At 57.6% G+C, this 16604-nt stretch carries 19 protein-coding genes; 12 read left to right on the forward strand and 7 right to left on the reverse strand.

The annotated features are described in order from the left end of the window. From VOI23_RS11755 to VOI23_RS11765, 3 genes are all read left to right on the forward strand, one after another. Nucleotides 1–157 (forward strand): integrase core domain-containing protein (locus tag VOI23_RS11755; protein WP_323785237.1); only part of this gene is annotated, 157 nt, incomplete at its 5' end. Between the two features lie 63 nt (nt 158–220). After that, a complete protein-coding gene (locus tag VOI23_RS11760) occupies nt 221–784 on the forward strand; it encodes a hypothetical protein (RefSeq protein WP_323785016.1) in 564 nt (187 codons plus the stop codon). Further along, nucleotides 781–1224 carry a hypothetical protein gene (locus VOI23_RS11765; protein ID WP_323785017.1) on the forward strand — a complete coding sequence of 148 codons (444 nt, stop codon included), beginning with the start codon at nt 781–783 and terminating at the stop codon, nt 1222–1224. Before VOI23_RS11760 ends, VOI23_RS11765 begins: the two co-directional genes overlap by 4 nt. A 125-nt stretch (nt 1225–1349) precedes the next feature. On the opposite strand, the gene VOI23_RS11770 is transcribed toward VOI23_RS11765, so the two are convergent. From VOI23_RS11770 to VOI23_RS11800, 7 genes are all read right to left on the reverse strand, one after another. Continuing rightward, the gene (locus VOI23_RS11770; RefSeq protein WP_323785018.1) at nt 1350–1658 is read right to left on the reverse strand and encodes a hypothetical protein; all 309 of its coding nucleotides are present in this window, start codon (nt 1656–1658) and stop codon (nt 1350–1352) included. Nucleotides 1659–1905: 247 nt separating this feature from the next. Continuing rightward, entirely contained in the window at nt 1906–2181 is a 276-nt protein-coding gene (locus VOI23_RS11775) for a hypothetical protein (protein WP_323785019.1), read from the reverse strand. Next, nucleotides 2178–2477, reverse strand: a complete 300-nt coding sequence (locus VOI23_RS11780) for a nitrile hydratase accessory protein (RefSeq protein WP_323785020.1) — start codon at nt 2475–2477, stop codon at nt 2178–2180. Before VOI23_RS11780 ends, VOI23_RS11775 begins: the two co-directional genes overlap by 4 nt. Further along, nucleotides 2464–3120 carry a nitrile hydratase subunit beta gene (nthB, locus tag VOI23_RS11785; RefSeq protein WP_323785021.1) on the reverse strand — a complete coding sequence of 219 codons (657 nt, stop codon included), beginning with the start codon at nt 3118–3120 and terminating at the stop codon, nt 2464–2466. The genes VOI23_RS11780 and nthB overlap by 14 nt, the downstream gene beginning before the upstream one ends. Then, complete coding sequence (gene nthA, locus VOI23_RS11790; RefSeq protein WP_323785022.1) at nt 3117–3728, reverse strand: nitrile hydratase subunit alpha; 612 nt, start codon at nt 3726–3728, stop codon at nt 3117–3119. Before nthA ends, nthB begins: the two co-directional genes overlap by 4 nt. A 198-nt stretch (nt 3729–3926) precedes the next feature. Next, nucleotides 3927–4154: a thioredoxin family protein gene (locus VOI23_RS11795; protein ID WP_323785023.1), complete on the reverse strand. Its 228-nt coding sequence runs from the start codon at nt 4152–4154 to the stop codon at nt 3927–3929. Between the two features lie 13 nt (nt 4155–4167). Continuing rightward, the gene (locus VOI23_RS11800) at nt 4168–5166 is read right to left on the reverse strand and encodes a permease (protein ID WP_323785024.1); all 999 of its coding nucleotides are present in this window, start codon (nt 5164–5166) and stop codon (nt 4168–4170) included. 269 nt (nt 5167–5435) lie between these two features. Between VOI23_RS11800 and VOI23_RS11805 the strand changes: the two genes are divergently transcribed. The 9 genes from VOI23_RS11805 to VOI23_RS11845 all read left to right on the forward strand — a co-directional run bounded on the left by VOI23_RS11805 (nt 5436) and on the right by VOI23_RS11845 (nt 16593). Beyond that, a complete protein-coding gene (locus tag VOI23_RS11805) occupies nt 5436–6386 on the forward strand; it encodes a TIGR00730 family Rossman fold protein (RefSeq protein WP_323785025.1) in 951 nt (316 codons plus the stop codon). 12 nt (nt 6387–6398) lie between these two features. Next, nucleotides 6399–7769, forward strand: coding sequence for an MBL fold metallo-hydrolase (locus tag VOI23_RS11810; RefSeq protein WP_323785026.1), 1371 nt, complete (start codon nt 6399–6401; stop codon nt 7767–7769). Between the two features lie 38 nt (nt 7770–7807). Further along, a complete protein-coding gene (locus tag VOI23_RS11815; protein WP_323785027.1) occupies nt 7808–8086 on the forward strand; it encodes a hypothetical protein in 279 nt (92 codons plus the stop codon). 11 nt (nt 8087–8097) lie between these two features. Beyond that, the gene (locus tag VOI23_RS11820) at nt 8098–8457 is read left to right on the forward strand and encodes an STAS/SEC14 domain-containing protein (protein WP_323785029.1); all 360 of its coding nucleotides are present in this window, start codon (nt 8098–8100) and stop codon (nt 8455–8457) included. Between the two features lie 305 nt (nt 8458–8762). Beyond that, a complete protein-coding gene (locus VOI23_RS11825; RefSeq protein WP_323785030.1) occupies nt 8763–10115 on the forward strand; it encodes a tetratricopeptide repeat protein in 1353 nt (450 codons plus the stop codon). A gap of 14 nt (nt 10116–10129) precedes the next feature. Next, nucleotides 10130–12511: an LTA synthase family protein gene (locus VOI23_RS11830; protein WP_323785031.1), complete on the forward strand. Its 2382-nt coding sequence runs from the start codon at nt 10130–10132 to the stop codon at nt 12509–12511. 220 nt (nt 12512–12731) lie between these two features. Further along, entirely contained in the window at nt 12732–13769 is a 1038-nt protein-coding gene (locus tag VOI23_RS11835; RefSeq protein ID WP_323785033.1) for a UDP-glucuronic acid decarboxylase family protein, read from the forward strand. Then, nucleotides 13769–14758 (forward strand): UDP-glucose 4-epimerase GalE, encoded by a 990-nt coding sequence (galE, locus tag VOI23_RS11840; RefSeq protein WP_323785034.1) that lies wholly within the window; start codon nt 13769–13771, stop codon nt 14756–14758. Before VOI23_RS11835 ends, galE begins: the two co-directional genes overlap by 1 nt. Next, a complete protein-coding gene (locus tag VOI23_RS11845) occupies nt 14755–16593 on the forward strand; it encodes a glycosyltransferase family 2 protein (protein ID WP_416376524.1) in 1839 nt (612 codons plus the stop codon). The genes galE and VOI23_RS11845 overlap by 4 nt, the downstream gene beginning before the upstream one ends. Nucleotides 16594–16604 lie beyond the last annotated feature (11 nt).

Consider the following 16604-nt stretch of genomic DNA (forward strand, 5'->3'; position numbering starts at 1 on the left):
CCTGTTCTCTAATCTGCGCCATGCCCGCCATCTGATCCACGCCTGGCGCGAAGACTATAACTATCACCGCCCCCATACGAGCCTCGACGGGCTCACCCCGTGGGAATATCATCAACGGTCGAAAGAGGACCAAAACCTGAACAGAGCTAACTTATAATCGAGGACTCTCAGGGGAGCACGTCACAACCGGTATGCGTATTCGGGGAACGATCCGGTAAACTTGAGCGATCCGGAAGGGAACTTCTGGGGGGCTGCAATTGGTGGTGCGATCGGTTCTGGGTTTAGCGTAGGTTCAGACTATTTCAATAATCGAGATATTGATTGGGGTTGCGCGTTCGCTAATGGTTTTGTTGGTGCCATCGCCGGGGCAACGGGAGGTTTGGTAAGTGGAGTGATTGCGAAAGACGTAGCTGCGACTGGTATGAAATATGGGGTAGGGGCAGCAACGGCCGCGAAACATGGCAAAGTGCTTGGAAATACTGTAGGAGGCGCGGTCGGTGCTGCAGATGCTAGCGTTCTGGGCCAAGGGGCGGAAGATATGCTGAATGGAGAAGATGTATCTATAGATACCAAAGAGGTTCTTTCTGATTCGCTAATAGGCGGTGTAATCGGATCTGCTGCTGGAGTGATTGGAGTGGGAGAGCTTGTTGAAAAAGCTCCCGTCGGCATTGGTGGTTCAATTGGGGCAGCCTTGAGCAAAAAAAAACGTAAAAGAGGTTTTGGGAAAGATTGCCGAAGGGCTCGCCAAAAAAGTGTCAAGTGTACCGATGGACAAACAATATGAAGAAGATGAAAGTCAAGAAGGTGACAATGAGCCTACATATTCGGGATCATAGAAAGAGGCGAACTTTTTTTGTCATCTTTCTTGTGGTATTTGCGTGTTTATTTTCTTATTCGTACCTTTTTTTCGACTTTGAAGGTGAGGTCGTTGGATTCAAAAAGGTTTTAGGGGCGATCAAATTTTCGATAATTTATATGTATGTATTGATTATGGTGTTGCCGCTATTTTTTAGAGTTGCTTTTTCTTGGGGGTTTCTGATTCTCTATGCCGCCTTTACTTTTTTCTCTCTTTCCGGTTTGTATTACTCCTATGAAGATGGGTCCGTTCGTTTAATGGCTGTATTCAAAGCCGCTTGGGTCGATATTTTGGATATTTTGCATTTGTGTGCCCCGGTATTTTTGATTTCAACAGTTGTCGGGGTGCTGTTAAGGAGAAAATTTTAATAAAACAAACAAAGTAAATTCATTTTATTTCTGAGGCGACAAGGAATACTTTTAATTCGCAATGAATGAAGGATATAACCCTGAAAGGCTGTCTAGGCCGTTGCTTATTTTTTACGTTTACAACGTCATTGATCACGCTTGAGCATTATTCCTAGTACACTCCGCTTCGGTGTCTTCCTGAACCCCACCTCAAACCCGACACCATCAAACTCAACCGCCATCACCTTCGTCTCGAATCCCACCTCCGCTTCGTCCCGCGACAGAGCCTCCGCCCCCAACGGCCGGGCCAGTTCCCGCACCGCCCTGCGCGCCATATCCTCGCGCTGCGCGTAAGCGGCTTTCTTCAGCAGCTTCGCATTCGCCAATCCGGCCGATTGCAGTATGGCGACCACCCCGATGACCAGGACCAGCGTGATCATGGTTGAGATCAGCACGATCCCTCATCTAGGATCACGGCGGGGGTTTTGCATGAAAGGGCCTCGGAACTCGTGCGGTCGTTCACAAAGCCCAGTTTCACCATTTCGCTGCTCTGAGCCGTTATACGGTTCCAATATCCCGATGGTTTGATTTTCGCTGAAACGGCTTCTCTTCATCGTCTGTCTCCTTCGCCAGAGAACAGAGCAAACCTCAAACTGCGGACTCTCGTTATGAGTGAGGGACTAGCAGGGGGCAGGCCAGTACCTATAATCCGTACTCTGACGGGCTCTGTTCAGCGCCCATGAGACGTGAAATTCGATGGGCAGCGGCAACAACCGCGTCGCGAAGCTGTGGCGGTATACCACCAGAGCCATCGGCAGAGGTCGTGGCATTAAGCGCCGCGATCGTGCGGCCAGACAGGTCGCGTATCGGCGCGGCGACCGAAGCGATACCGGCCTCGAAACTCCCGATCTGTTCGACAAACTCGGCTTCGCGGTCGCGACGCTTCTCTGCTACGCCCCTTTTAGGAAGCGGGATCATTGTGCGGCTGACAGCACAATAGGTGTGCCGTGCGGGGTCGCCCGCGCTGCGGCCTGCCAGCGTTCGGTGAGGGCCTGAACGTCTTCGGGGCTGGCGATGCCGGCAGTTTCCAGAATCTCGATCAGGGCTTCAGACCAGACCTGCCAATAGGCATCTGCCCCGACCTGCTGAACCCGGGGGCCAAACACGGATGCCCATTCCGCCCAAGTGAATTGCCCCGCCTCGTTCAGCGCGACGGTGAAGGCGAAAAGCTGCGCCTGCCAGGGTTCTTCGAAGGGGGCTTCAGGCGCGTTCAAGATACGGCTCCCAGGCTTCGATGCTCACGGAAAGTGTCGGGTCGGCGTCTGCACCGTAAAGTTCCACGGCGTCGAACCGCACGGTGTAGAGAGGGCAGGGATGTTCCCCCTCGAAATGGCCGTTGCTGTCGGGATAGACATGGCAGCCGTGGATATCGGTGACGATGCCGCAATGGCCGCGCGCATAGCCGGGCAGGCGGGTGTGACCGGCGGGCTGATGGTTGCGGGTGCGGACACGATCGCCGACGGCGAAGACGGGGTCGGGCCCGGGGCGGTCGGCGGGGCCGCCCTTGGCAAGCACGCCTGCAACGGCTTCCACCGACATACGGCGGTCGGCGCGCTGGCCAGGGGTCTGCGCATGTCCCCCGCTCAACTCGTCGCGGCTGATTTCGCCCGCCGCTTCCAGCAGGTTTTCAAGCGCGCGCAGCCAGATTTCGTAATAGCTGGCATTGTAATAGACCGCCGGAGGCAGGCTTTCGCGCGCATGGCGGGACGCATCGATATTCCAATAGCCCAGCGCGGCGGAGGCAAGGGTGACGCCGAGAACCCGCTTTTCCCAGTCGGCATGGAACCGGGTGGTCTCATCCTCAGGGTGCACCGCGCCGAAGCCGTGCCGCCCGCCGATATCCTGCGGCCCGTTCATGGCGTTTCAGGCCGAAGGGGCTGCCCGCAGCCGATCATGCTGTCCCGGGTCACCAAATCTGCAAGAGCAGCGGCATCCATCCCTTGCGTCCCTTCCGGGCGTTCGGGAATCACCAAATAGCGGATTTCGGCCGTCGAATCCCAAACATTGATGTGGGTGGTTTCGGGCAATGTTACGCCGAATTCTTTAAGGACGGCGCGCGGTTCTCGCACAGCTCGTGACCGGTAGGCGGGCGTTTTGTACCATGTGGGGGGCAGGCCCAGCACCGGCCAAGGATAGCAGGAACAAAGGGTGCAGACGACCATGTTGTGTTCATCGGGCGTGTTGAAACGTGCCACCATGTGTTCACCTTGCCGACCGACGAACCCCATCGAAGCGATGGCTTCATTCGCGTCCTCCCGCAGCCAATCTGCGAAATCCGGTTCGCTCCAGGCCCGGGCGACGATGGCGGCACCGTTTCGGGGCCCGACCTTGTGTTCATAGGTTTCGATGATGGCATCGACGGCGGCCGGATCCACAAGCCCCTTTTCGACGAGGATTGTCTCAAGCGCACGCACTCTGGCCGTCATGTCGTCCAGCTCGTTATCAATGTGCGGGTCGTCATGCATCTGCAATTTCCTCGCCATCAGCGCAAGTGGGGAGAACGGTTTCCCAAGCCCGTATTGAAGTCCTTGAAATCAGTATGTCAATGGACCCCAAACGGCGCAACGCAATAAATGATAACCTGAAACAGAAGCCGTCTTGGTTGTTCAGAGACAAGCGGGGCCGGCAATTCGCGTCGAGGAATGGTCGTGGTGATATCCTCGTTACAGCAACTTCCCGATTTCCGAAGCGGTCAGAACCTTGCCGGCAGAAACCAGCTTTTCGTCGATTACCAGTCCCGGGGTCGACATCACGCCATAACCGGCGATCTGGGCGATATCGGTTACTTTGACGATCTCGGCCTGCTTGCCTGCGGCTTCGGCCGCAGTCTTGGCGTTTTCGCCCAGGGTCACGCATTTCTTGCAGCCGGATCCGAGGATCTTGATGATCATGGTCGTGTTCCTTTCAGATAAACCAGTGGGTGATGGTGTTGAACAATACGCCAATGCCAAGAATACCCCCGGTGACGACGGTCAGGAAAAGCACCAGAAGCGGCATGTTGACCACGCGTTTAAGCATGATGATCGACGGCAGGGACAGCGCGGTAACTGCCATCATGAAAGACAGGACAGTGCCAAGTCCGACACCTTTGCCAACTAGAGCTTCGGCAATCGGCAGGGTTCCAAAAATATCGGCATACATCGGGATGCCAACCAGGGTCGCCACGGGAACCGACCACCATTTGTCCTGCCCCAGCAGCGCAGTGACGATGCCAGTCGGCACCCAATTGTGAATCATCGCGCCGATACCGACCCCGATCAACACGTAAGGCCAGACCCGATGGACAATCTCGGTCACCTGATCGCGCGCAAAGACAAGCCGTTCTGCCCGCGTCATCGCATGGTCGTTGTCCTGAACAGGGGCGTTATGGACGAAATCGGCGATCTGATTTTCCATCCCGGCGCGCCCGATCAGGGTACCGCCGACGACTGCAACCACCAGCCCGACGACGACATAGGCCAGTGCGATCGGCCAGTTGAAGATCGACGCCAGCAGAATAACCGACGCCAAATCCACCAGCGGCGACGAAATCAGGAAAGAAAAGGTGATCGCCAACGGCAGACCCGCAGCCGTGAAGCCGATAAAGATCGGGATCGACGAACAGGAACAGAATGGTGTGATGGTACCCAGAAGGGCGGCCAGGGTGTTCGCCCAGATCCCTGAACGTCCTCCCAGGATGCGGCGGGTGCGTTCGGGTGGAAAGAAGCTCTGGACGTAGGAAATCGAGAAGATCAGCACCGACAGCAGAATGAAGATCTTGATCACGTCATAGACGAAGAACTGCACCGACCCGCCGATGCGCGACGCCGGATCAAGACCTACGCTTGAAATTCCGGCTGTCACCAGATCTGACAGCCATTGCATCCGGAGCAGTTGATCGTTCAGCCAGGCAAAGACGTTCATGCTAGGCATTCCTCGGACAAGGGGCGGACAGTCTGCGTATCAGGCCGGTAAGGGAGAAAAGGGCAAAACGAATCATTGGGCCTCCAGTTTGTGCGAAATTACGCATGGGCGGGAGAGCCTGCCGTTGATTTGGATCAGAACCACGCTCATTTAACTGTACAGGGTAACCTGTCGTCACAAGGCCAAAACGCATGACGCAGATCAAAGACAATTTATCGGCAAGATGAGCTGATGGGAGGACCCCGACACCAATCCAGTGATCGTCTGTCATGCCCAAATCCCATCCCGATTCCCGCGAAAAACCGCAGCCAGCCCATCCGGACAAGCGCAAGGCGGAATTGCCGTGGACAGCGCCGAAGTCTGACGCCGAAGACCCCACGGCCCCACGCCTGATCGCGACTATTATGAACAGTCCGGAATATCGTCAGGCTGATGAAGATGTGGAGTTTCTTCAGGGCGAAGCGACGCGGGGCGTTCGGCTGCAACTCGATTACCTCAAAGCGGAAAACCTGTTCCGCGAGCACGGCATTGCGCATTCGATTGTGGTTTTCGGCAGCACCCGGATTGCCGAACCCAAGGCGATCCGTGAAAAGGTTACAGCACTGGAAGCGCTGGTGGCACAAAACCCCGGAGACCATGAGGCGGAACGCGACTTGCGGATTGCCCGGCGGCTGCTGGACAGAAGCCGATATTACGACGTGGCCCGAGAATTCGGTCAGATCGTAGGCCGGGTCGAGGGTGAAAGCGGCAATCGGCTTGCCGTCGTTACCGGCGGTGGTCCGGGATTGATGGAAGCCGCAAACAGAGGCGCTCATGATGTCGGGGCCCGTACCGTTGGGCTGAATATCACGCTGCCGCATGAACAATTTCCCAACCCTTACCTGACGCCGGGGTTGTGTTTTCGGTTGCACTATTTCGCGATGCGCAAATTGCATTTCATGCAACGGGCCCGTGCGCTTGTCATTTTCCCCGGTGGCTTCGGTACGCTGGACGAAATGTTCGAAGCACTGACTTTGATTCAGACCCGAAAAATCAAGCCGGTTCCGGTCATTCTGGTCGGGCGCAGCTACTGGGAAAACGCTTTCAATCCGGAATTCCTGATGGAGGAGGGGACCATTGATCCCGAGGACCGCGACCTGTTCTGGTACGCCGAAACGGCGGAAGAAATTTGGGACGACATTCAGCGCTGGTATGACAGGGCGGGGCAAACGCTGACTTGAGGGAGGCAAATGATGCGTATTTCATTTCACGGTGCGGCACAGGGGGTGACCGGGTCTTGCCACTTGGTCGAGGTCTGCGGCCTGAAAATTCTTGTCGATTGCGGCATGTTTCAGGGCGGGCACGAACTGCACGAAGATAACGCCGCCGATTTCGGTTTTGAACCAGGCAAGATCGACGTGTTGCTGCTGACCCATGCCCATCTCGATCATTGCGGCCGCATTCCTCTGCTGCTGAAACGCGGCTTTTCAGGCGAAATCATCAGCACCGCCGCCACCCGCGATCTGACCCGGTTGGTCCTGATGGATTCCGCCCACCTGCATGAGGAAGAAGCCAAACGCCGTCGACATCACGGTCAAAAGGACCGTCCACTATACGACACCGTGGATGCGTTCGACGCGATCGGGCTTTTCGGGCGTCAGGCGCAATACGAACGGCCCATCGACCTGGGCCACGGGGTCCGCGCGACATTTTACGATGCAGGACATATCCTTGGATCGGCCAGTATTCTGATTGAGGCGGAAGAAAGTGATCGTCATCGCAGCATTCTGTTTTCCGGCGATATTGGTCCCAACGACCGCCCGTTGCTGAACCCGCCCGCCCCGCCGCATGGGGTTGATGCCGTGGTGATGGAAACGACCTATGGCGACCGTGATCACCGGTCGCTTGATGCCTCGGTCGATGAATTTTACGAAGCCATAAAGGATGCCGATGCGCGTGGCGGCAATGTCATCATCCCAACCTTCGCCCTGGAACGGGCGCAGGAGCTTCTTTATTTCCTGCGTGAAGGAATAGAGGCCGAACAGATCAGCCCATCGCTACAGGTCTATCTCGACTCGCCGATGGCGATCTCGGCCACCAAACTGTTCGAACGTCACCCCGAAGCGATGAAGGAAGATTTGTCGAAAATGATCTCAAGCGGGCGCGACCCGTTCAAATTGCCCGGGCTTCATTTCACCCGCGAAGCATCTGAATCGCGCCGGTTGAACCGGGTCCGGTCGGGGTCGGTTCTGATGGCAGGATCGGGGATGTGTACAGGCGGGCGCGTTCGGCATCACCTGCGTCACAACCTTGCCCATGCCGATTGCAGCGTTATCTTTGTCGGCTATGCGGCCGAAGGAACGCTCGCCCGGATCATCATTGATGGCGCCAAATCGGTGAAGCTGTTCGGCGACCATATTCCAATCCGGGCGCATATACATACCATCAATGGGTTTTCGGCACATGCTGGCCGCAAGGAACTTCTGGAATGGCACCAGCGCACCGGCAAGCCTGAAATTACCTTCCTTGTGCATGGCGAAAGCGATGCGATGAAAAGCTTCGCCAAAGGGCTCAAGGGGCACCGTGTGGAGTTGCCCAAGATGGGGCAGAGTTTCGAAATCTGAGATGCGATAATGTAACTTTGGCGATAGGAGGGAAAAAGATGTCCGATTATATCGACTATCTTGAAAGGCAATTGCACGAGGTCGATCAGGGGATTGAACGCGCGCAGAAACATTTCGAAGCATCCGGCACGTCCGACAAGGTCAAGGCGCTTGCCGAACTAACCCGGCTGCGCCAGCGCCACGCAGATCTTGATCAACGGATTGCTGCGGCAAAGGAAAAGGGAACCGAGGCATGGTCGTCCCTGCATACCAGTTTCCGGGAGGAAGCGGACGCGCTGAAAGACACGCTCGACAACTGGCTGACCCGGATCGGGTAGGAAGGAATGCTATGATTGAAGTCATGGATCAGAGCCGGGGCAATATCATCGGTCTTCATGTTACCGGCAAACTGCATGAAAAGGATTATGCCGAATTCCTGCCAAAGCTCGAAGACCTGTTCACTCAGTACGGCAAGCTTCGGGTGCTGTTTTTCGCCGACCCCGATTTTGAAGGCTGGGATATGTCGGCGGCCTGGCAGGATGCATCTGTCGGGTTCCGTCATGCAGCGGATTTCGAACGCCTTGCTGTTGTTGGCGCACCGGATTGGGTCGAATGGTGTATCCGGCTCAGCGGCTTTCTGTTCAAGGGCGACGTCAAGATTTTTCCGCCCGATCAACTGGACGACGCGTGGGGCTGGATTCAAGGGTAACGCCGGGCCGGGTCCAGTTGCGATTAAAACAGTTCGTCGTGGCAAACATTATGATGGAAACCGCTGAGGTCGATCGTGTGATTATCCGCAACAGCGCCGGCCTCGGATCAGATTTCGGGCTTGTTGAGCTATATCAAGGATTTTTCTTTAGAGCTGTAGGCTAGTGTTACGGCTACCGTAAACCGACCCATTTCAAACTCAGTGTTACAGAGAAAGGCAGGTGCATGGATATTAGTTCGACCTTGCGAGGGACATCTTTGATCCGGAGAAATAGCCTTTCCGCCGTACTTATGTGGGCGGCCGTGTTGGCTGTCGGCTTGGCTCCGGAGCCGCTCAGCGCAGAGGCTTCGCAGGTCGTGACGCAGGCTGACAGAACCCTCTGGGCTGAAACTGCGACCGAGGCCGATTTGAAACAGGCGCTGCAAACCCTGGAAACTGCCGCCGCTCAGGGAGATGTCGATGCGCAACTGGTTCTGGGCCAGCACCTGCTGAATGGCTGGGTTGTTACAAAGGATATTCCACAGGCTCTTGCGCTGCTGCAGCAGGCAGCGCAATCCGGCGATGCCAAGGCGCAGTTGGAACTGGGGCAGGCCTATCTTTGGGGAACCGTCGTTCCGACCGACCCCGCAAAGGCCCGGCACCTGTTGGACGCGGCTGCGGCGCAGGGCAACCCCGATGCGATGCGTGTTCTGGGTGAACAATTGATTGGCGGCTGGACGTTGACCCGCGATCTGGACCGTGGCCGCGCCCTGCTGGATGCCGCGATTACCAAAGGTGATGACAAGGCGCAGGTCGCGTTGGGCAAGCTGCTGTTGTTCGGGCAGGGGTTGGAACAGGACCGCGCTGGCGCGATGACGCTGTTTGAAGCCGCTGCCGAACAGGGCAACGGCAGCGGGCTGGCGGCTTACGGTGAGATGCTTATGTGGAGCCAGCGCAGCCCCCGAGCGGCCGAAGCGATGCTGAACCGGGCCGGTGAACTGGGTGCCAGCGAAGCCTGGGTCTCTCTGGCGCATGGTGCGATGTATGGCTATCTCGGCGGGGGCCGCGTTTCGCGGGCAAAGTTCGATGGATATGCCGAAAAGGGGCGTCAGGCCGGTGAAGAAGAAATCGCCGTGCTGGAAGCCACCCGCAACATGTGGGGCATCAATATGCGCGCCAGTGGTCCCGAAACGATTGCCCGTCTCAGAACCGCCGCCGATGCTGGTAATGCCGCCGCCGCCAAGTTCCTGATCGAACTTCTGCGCGACGGAAACGGGCTGAACTTGCACCGTCGTCGCGCCGATGCGCGGGCGGCGTTGGACGCCTATGGCGATCTTCTGACCAGGAAAGAGCGCGCTCAATTCGCGTTGAGCATCGACGCGGCCACCGCTTTTGGGCCTGCGGCCTATGCGACAGTGGCCGACGCCTATTTCGCCCGGCCCGAACTGAAATCGCGCTGGTTCGGGATGCAAATCCTAAAGGCCAATGAAAATGTCGCCTATTACATTTTGCAAATGCGCCTCAGGGAAGAGGGGCTTTATGGCGGTAGCGTGAACGGGTTTGCCACGCGGCTGACCCTAAATGCGGCGTATCGAACCTGTCTCGAATTGGACAGGCCCGAACGCTGCAATGACAATGTGATGCGTCCCGACGTGATCGGCGATTTGCTGGCGCGGTAATTTTGATGGGAAAGATGACGAATACTCCACAGCGCGATGCTGAGTCGCGAAAGCAAGATGCGCAATTCCGTTTCGTCCTTTGGGTCGGGGCCATTCTGGGCGTTTTTCTGGCCGCTGCCCGCGTCTTTGCGCTCCGCGAAGCGATGAGCGGGGGCGGAGTGGGCCAGAACCTGGCGCTGCTTGCGCGCGGACTGGGGCAGGATTGGCTGATCGTACTGGTGCTGACGCTGGTCTTTACCGCCTTGGTGCGGTCCGCGAATGGCGGTGCCCTGGGCCGGTTGTTCACCATCCTGTTCGGTGCTCTGGCCACGGTTGTCCTGCTGATCGGGCTGGCCAATCTGGTGGCGCTGCGGATGTTGGGGGCACCGCTAACGATGGACTGGGTCGCCTATTCCGACCTGGCGCATACCGATGTGGCGCTGGATTACATGCGCCGGGTGGTGTCGGCCAAGGTGATCATGGTCGGTGTCGGCAGTATCGTTGCCCTGCTGGGATCGGCGGCGGTTCTGGCCCGCGGACAGTCCGGTATCGTGCCCAAGCTGATGATGGGCTTGATGGCCTTTGCGGTCATTGCGGGCTTTGCGCAGCGCAGCAGGTCCGCTGGCGTCTCCGTGGCCCGGCTGCAAAACCCGATCGTCGCCTTTGCGACCTCCGTTGGGCGCGACAGCGGCATTCAGGGGCTGGACGGTCTGGCTGCGGATCAATCGGGGCTTGCGATGCCGTTTGGTCCGTCCGATCCCTTGCCGCGCCCGGGCAGACCGGTGAAACCGATCCGCAATGCGATCATCTTCGCCTATGAATCGACCCCCGCCAATCAGGTCAAAAGCTGGACTGGCCCGCATGATGTCACCCCCAACCTGACCGCGATCCTCGATCGGGCGCTGGCGTTTGACCGGGCCTATGCGCATGTGCCCGCGTCGAACTATTTCCTTGTCTCTGCCTTTGCTGCGCTTATTCCCGAACTGTCACCGATTTCGATGCTGGCCAGCTGGCCGGATCTCGATACGATTTTCGTTCCCGAGGTGATGCGCGCGAATGGGTTGCGCACCGCCTTTTTCAACTCCTCAGACAATCGGTTTCAGGATACAGAAGGCCTGGTCTCAGCGGCAGGTTTCGAACAGGTCAGCGATTACCGGGACTGGGACTGTGAAACGGGTGTCTATGAATATGCCAGCGTGACCGACAAGTATCTCAACACCTCAAGCGATTTGTGTACTGTCACCCAGATCATCAAATGGATCGAACAGCGCCCTGATCTGCCGTTCTTCTTATCTTTCCGCACCGGTATGACCCACTACCCGTATTTCCCCGGTGAAAATCCGCAAGATTACGTGCCCGACGAAACCTATAACGATTATCTAAACGCATTGCGGGTCGGCGATGAAGCCTTCGGCAAGTTGATGAGCTATCTTGATCAAAGCGGGTTGGCCGATGAAACCCTCGTGGTGGTGCTGGGCGATCATGGCGAAGCCTTTGGTCAGCATGGCACCTATGTACACGCCGCCGGGATCAACGAAGAAAACGTTCATATCCCGATGGCGCTGGTCAATCCGCAATTGTTCAACGGGACACGCAGCGACCTGTTCGTGGGGGTCGCCGATATTGGGCCGACGATCACCGATCTGCTGGAATTTCCGACCCCGTCTTCGTGGCAGGGACGATCCGTTTTTGCTGAGGGTCGTAAAAACGGCATCCTGTTCTTTTCGCCGTGGAACGGGTTTCTCGTGGGGTATCGCGAAGGCGATGAAAAATTCATCTACAACGGCAATACCGGCGAAATGGCGCTTTACGATCTGGCCGCTGACCCGGGCGAAATCGACAACCTCGCCGCAGCAAGACCCAAACAGGCGGCCGCAGCGCGCGACAAGCTGGGCGTCGCCATCGCCGCGCATAACCAGTATATCGACTGGCTGTTGGCCCATAGCGGCGCGGCCGAACAGGATCAGGCCGAGGCGGATGAAATCGAAATCGCCGCAACCGGGATGAGCTTCAAATCCCCGCCCGAAGGCTGGGTGATGATGGATGGCGAACATGTCGGCGGTTTCAAGCTGACCTCGGCCCCGTCCAATGCCGACCAGGCGGTGACCCAGGCCGAAATCGATGCCGCGATCACCACCTTTCATTTGCCGGTCTCCGCTGGCCCCTGTCCGCGCAATATCGAGTTGTTTTTTCTGAACGACGAATGGGCGGGTGAAGGCCAGACCGGCGATACCGACCTGTTCATCCGCTCGGTGAAATTCGCCGGTACCACTTACTACTTCAACCGTTTCACCCCCCTTCATGAACGGGTCGGAGGCGTTTCAGGGGACTATTTTCGGTTCTGGCGCAATGGGGGTATTCGCATCGACCTTGATCTCGACCAAAGCTGTCTGAGCCGCGACTTGGTGCAGCAGTAATCCGGTTTGGGTTGCGATTTTCGCGGGGCAATCGATAGGTGGTTGTTTCTAAAAGAAAATGCGCCTCACGACGTTGCGGAAACGATGCAACATTTGTGTTAAGTAAAGAATATGTGCTTTCAAATGTTAAGGTTCATGTCGTTTTGATGAGAGGTCGTTTGGGGGGCAGCCAAAAAAACGGCTAGACAAAGAAGGTGCCAACGATTGTGTATGATGTGATATGAGCAGACTAAATGTTTACGAACCGGGTTTTTTGTCCCAGAGACCTTACCGGTCCGGGCGTACGGTAATTATTGCCGGGGGTGCAGGGTTCATCGGGTCTAATATGGGGGCGCGGCTGATTTCCGAGGGCGACCGGGTGATTTGTGTCGACAACCTCGAAACCGGGCGGCAGGAAAACATTGCCGGGCTTCTCGAACATCCCAATTTCGCGTTTTTCCTGCACGACATCATCGACCCTTTTAGCATCGAAGGGCCGGTCGACCGGATTTACAATCTGGCCTGCCCGGGGTCCCCGCCAAAATATCAGCGCGATCCGCTGCACACCTTCAAGACCTCGGTCATTGGCGGCATCAACCTGCTGGAACTGGCCGAAGAAAAGGGCGCGCGTATCCTGCAAAGCTCGACCTCAGAAGTGTATGGCGACCCCGACGTGTCGCCGCAGTCCGAGACTTATCGCGGGCTGGTCAACACGGTCGGACCTCGTTCCTGTTACGATGAAGGTAAGCGCGGTGCGGAAACGCTTTTTCATGAAATGCACGAACGCGAAGGGGTCGACACCCGCATCGCCCGGATTTTCAACACGTACGGGCCGAAAATGGACCCAGAAGATGGCCGGGTTATTTCCAACTTCATCGTGCAAGCCTTCACCGGTCAGAACCTGACCATTTATGGCGATGGCCACCAGACCCGTTCGTTTTGCTTTATCGACGATATGCTTGATGGTTTGATCGCGCTGATGGAAACAGAAAACAGCTTCGGCAAGATCGACGATCCGGTCAATCTGGGCAATCCGGGGGAATTCACCATCGCTGAACTGGCAGATATCGTGCTTGAACTAACGGGGACCGATGTCGGCATCAGCTATCACGATTTGCCGCAGGACGATCCGCGCCGCCGCTGCCCCGACATTTCCCGCGCTGGCAGACTACTGGGCTGGGCCCCCAAGATTCCGTTGCGCGAAGGGCTTGGTCCCACCATCGAATATTTCCGCGAAGAACTGAAACGCAAGCAACGCCTGAACAGGCAAGTTTCGTGATGGGATCGGAATTGCGCAACATCTTGGTTACGGGTGGGGCCGGTTACATCGGTAGCCACGCCTGCAAGGCGCTGGCGCGGGCCGGGTTGCAGCCGGTGGTGGTTGACAACCTGTCGCGCGGCCATGCCGACGCGGTGAAATGGGGGCCATTGGTTGAAGCCGATCTGCGCGACACCGACCGGGTCCGCGATACATTGCGCGCTCATCGGATCGATGCTGTGATCCATTTTGCCGCCTTCGCCTATGTCGGAGAAAGCACCGCGCAGCCCGAACTTTACTACGATAATAATCTCGGCTGCATGATATCGCTGCTGACGGCGATGCGGGCCGAAGGGGTCGACCGGGTCGTGCTGTCGTCCAGCTGCGCCACTTATGGCATTCCCGAAACTCAGCCGATCACCGAAACCGCGCCGCAGCGTCCGATCAATCCTTATGGCCGCAGCAAGCTGATTTGCGAATGGATGTTACAGGACGCGGCCGCGGCTTGGGGTTTGCGCTTTGCCGCGTTGCGCTATTTCAATGCCGCCGGGGCCGATCCCGAAGGCGAGGTCGGCGAACGCCACGACCCCGAAACCCACCTGATCCCGCTGGCCTTGATGGCGGCGGCGGGGCAGGGTGCGCTGCATGTCTTCGGAGAAGATTACGACACGCCTGACGGCACTTGCATCCGCGATTACATCCATGTGTCCGATCTGGCCCGCGCCCACGTTTTGGCGCTGAACCATCTTGACGACGGTGGTGACAGCCTTGCGGTCAATTTGGGCACCGGACGGGGCCATTCGGTGCGCGAAGTGGTCGATGCCGTGACCCGCGTGACGGGTCAAGCGGTGCCGGTCGTTTCCGCGCCGCGCCGCGCCGGTGATCCCGATAGTCTGACCGCCGACCCGACCCGGGCAGATGAAACCCTTGGCTTTCGGGCCGAATATACCGCGCTCGATCAGATCGTCGCTGATGCCGCCCCATGGTTCGGTCATTCGGGGACCAGATGACCGGCAAACGCCATCCCGCACTTGAACCGCGCCCCAATCTTGCGCCGATGCTGACCGGTGTGCGGGCGCTGAAATACTTCGTCATCGCCGGGATGTGGTTCCTGGCCGCCGGTTGGTTCTGGGCGTGGTGGTTGCAACCACAAAACATGATCGCGCCGCTGCGGTATTGGATCGTCACGGCAGCGATGCTGTGGATCTGGGGGATGCAGCTTTATTTCGTGCTGGTGTTTCTCAGCGCCCGCAAATCCGCCGCGCCCGATCCGCAGCCGGGGCAATACCGGGTGGCAATGATCACCACCAAGACCCCCGCCGAACCGTTCGAAGTGGTGCGCGAAACGCTCGAAGCGATGCTGGCGCAGGAATATCCCCATGACACCTGGCTGGCCGACGAAGACCCAAGCCAGGAAACCAAATACTGGTGCACCGCCAAAGGCGTGAAAATCTCCACCCGCCACGGGGTGGCGGACTATCACCGCGCGGAATGGCCCCGGCGTACCCGCTGCAAAGAAGGCAATCTGGCCTATTTTTACGATCACTGGGGCTATCGCGATTACGACATCGTTAGCCAGCTCGACGCCGACCACGTGCCACAGCCGGGATATCTGCGTGAAATGCTCAGGCCGTTTGCGGATGACGACGTCGGCTATGCCTCGGCCCCGTCAATCTGCGCCGCCAATGCCAAAACAAGCTGGGCCGCGCGCACAAGGCTGTATTCCGAAGCCGCCTTTCACGGCGTGTTTCAGGCCGGATATACAGCGGTGCTGACCCCGATGTGTATCGGGTCGCATTACGCGGTCCGGACCAAGGCGCTGAAAGGCGCGGGCGGATTGGGCCCGGAACTGGCCGAGGATCACTCGACCACGATGCTGATTTCGTCCGCCGGCTGGCGCGGGGTCCATGCGATCGATGCCATCGCCGTGGGGCAGGGGCCCGACACGCTTGCCGATCTGGTGACACAGGAATTTCAGTGGTCGCGTTCACTCTTGTCGCTGCTGCTGCGCTATACGCCGCATTATCTGAAAACCATGCCGCTGCGGCTGAAGCTGCTCTTTCTGCTGTGCCAGACATGGTATGTGTTTTTTGCGCTGTCGATGTCGATGATGTATCTGGTGCCGATCATTGCGGTCAGTCTTGATATTCGCTTTGCCGATGTCACCTATCCCGCTTTTCTGGGCCATTCCCTGCCTGCGGTCGGGGTGATGATCCTGTTTGCCTACGCGATGAAACGCGATGGATTTTTCCGCCCTCGCTGGGCCAAGGTGCTGGCTTGGGAAAAGGCGCTGTTCGTCATGCTGCAATGGCCCTGGGTATTGTGGGGCTGCGTGATGGCGGTGCGCGACAGGATCACCGGCAGGTTCGTGGATTTCCGCATCACCCCCAAGGGCGCGCAGGCTGAAAACCTGCTGCCGGGCAAGATCATCGCTGTTTATGCCGCGCTGGCGCTGGGGGCGATGGCGCCGGTTCTGTTGGTATCCACCGTCACCGAAGCGCGCGGATTCTACCTGCTGTCGCTGGTCAACGCAGTGCTTTATTGCATCCTGCTTTCGGTCGCGCTGGTGGCGCAACTGAAACGCGCCGGCCGAAATAAGCCGTTGAAACGAAAAATAGTGCTCCGCGACCTCTCTACTTTGAGCTTGATCATGTTTCTGCTGGTTGGAGCGTTTACACTCAGAGGTCAGGAAAGTCTTCATGCTCTGGCTGTAGGGTTGCAGCCGATGAAGGTGGTAAAGGTCGAATATGTTGTATCGGGCGCTGGTATGGGTAACGCTGAAAACAGTGTCCGGGTCACGTATTTACCGGGCTGGGCCGAGGCTCTTGTCAATTTCCGCAAGTAAAAAGGGGAAGA

It is taken from the genome of Thalassovita sp. (assembly GCF_034670005.1).
GTDB lineage: Bacteria > Pseudomonadota > Alphaproteobacteria > Rhodobacterales > Rhodobacteraceae > Thalassobius.

Excerpts from the sequence above, each read along its gene's own strand:
- VOI23_RS11765 (WP_323785017.1), top strand. The coding sequence starts at position 781 with ATGAAGAAGATGAAAGTCAAGAAGGTGACAATGAGCCTACATATTCGG.
- VOI23_RS11775 (WP_323785019.1), bottom strand. The coding sequence starts at position 2,181 with ATGATCCCGCTTCCTAAAAGGGGCGTAGCAGAGAAGCGTCGCGACCGC.
- nthB (WP_323785021.1), bottom strand. The coding sequence starts at position 3,120 with ATGAACGGGCCGCAGGATATCGGCGGGCGGCACGGCTTCGGCGCGGTG.
- nthA (WP_323785022.1), bottom strand. The coding sequence starts at position 3,728 with ATGCATGACGACCCGCACATTGATAACGAGCTGGACGACATGACGGCC.
- VOI23_RS11795 (WP_323785023.1), bottom strand. The coding sequence starts at position 4,154 with ATGATCATCAAGATCCTCGGATCCGGCTGCAAGAAATGCGTGACCCTG.
- VOI23_RS11800 (WP_323785024.1), bottom strand. The coding sequence starts at position 5,166 with ATGAACGTCTTTGCCTGGCTGAACGATCAACTGCTCCGGATGCAATGG.
- VOI23_RS11805 (WP_323785025.1), top strand. The coding sequence starts at position 5,436 with ATGCCCAAATCCCATCCCGATTCCCGCGAAAAACCGCAGCCAGCCCAT.
- VOI23_RS11810 (WP_323785026.1), top strand. The coding sequence starts at position 6,399 with ATGCGTATTTCATTTCACGGTGCGGCACAGGGGGTGACCGGGTCTTGC.
- VOI23_RS11815 (WP_323785027.1), top strand. The coding sequence starts at position 7,808 with ATGTCCGATTATATCGACTATCTTGAAAGGCAATTGCACGAGGTCGAT.
- VOI23_RS11820 (WP_323785029.1), top strand. The coding sequence starts at position 8,098 with ATGATTGAAGTCATGGATCAGAGCCGGGGCAATATCATCGGTCTTCAT.
- VOI23_RS11830 (WP_323785031.1), top strand. The coding sequence starts at position 10,130 with ATGACGAATACTCCACAGCGCGATGCTGAGTCGCGAAAGCAAGATGCG.
- VOI23_RS11835 (WP_323785033.1), top strand. The coding sequence starts at position 12,732 with ATGAGCAGACTAAATGTTTACGAACCGGGTTTTTTGTCCCAGAGACCT.
- galE (WP_323785034.1), top strand. The coding sequence starts at position 13,769 with ATGGGATCGGAATTGCGCAACATCTTGGTTACGGGTGGGGCCGGTTAC.
- VOI23_RS11845 (WP_416376524.1), top strand. The coding sequence starts at position 14,755 with ATGACCGGCAAACGCCATCCCGCACTTGAACCGCGCCCCAATCTTGCG.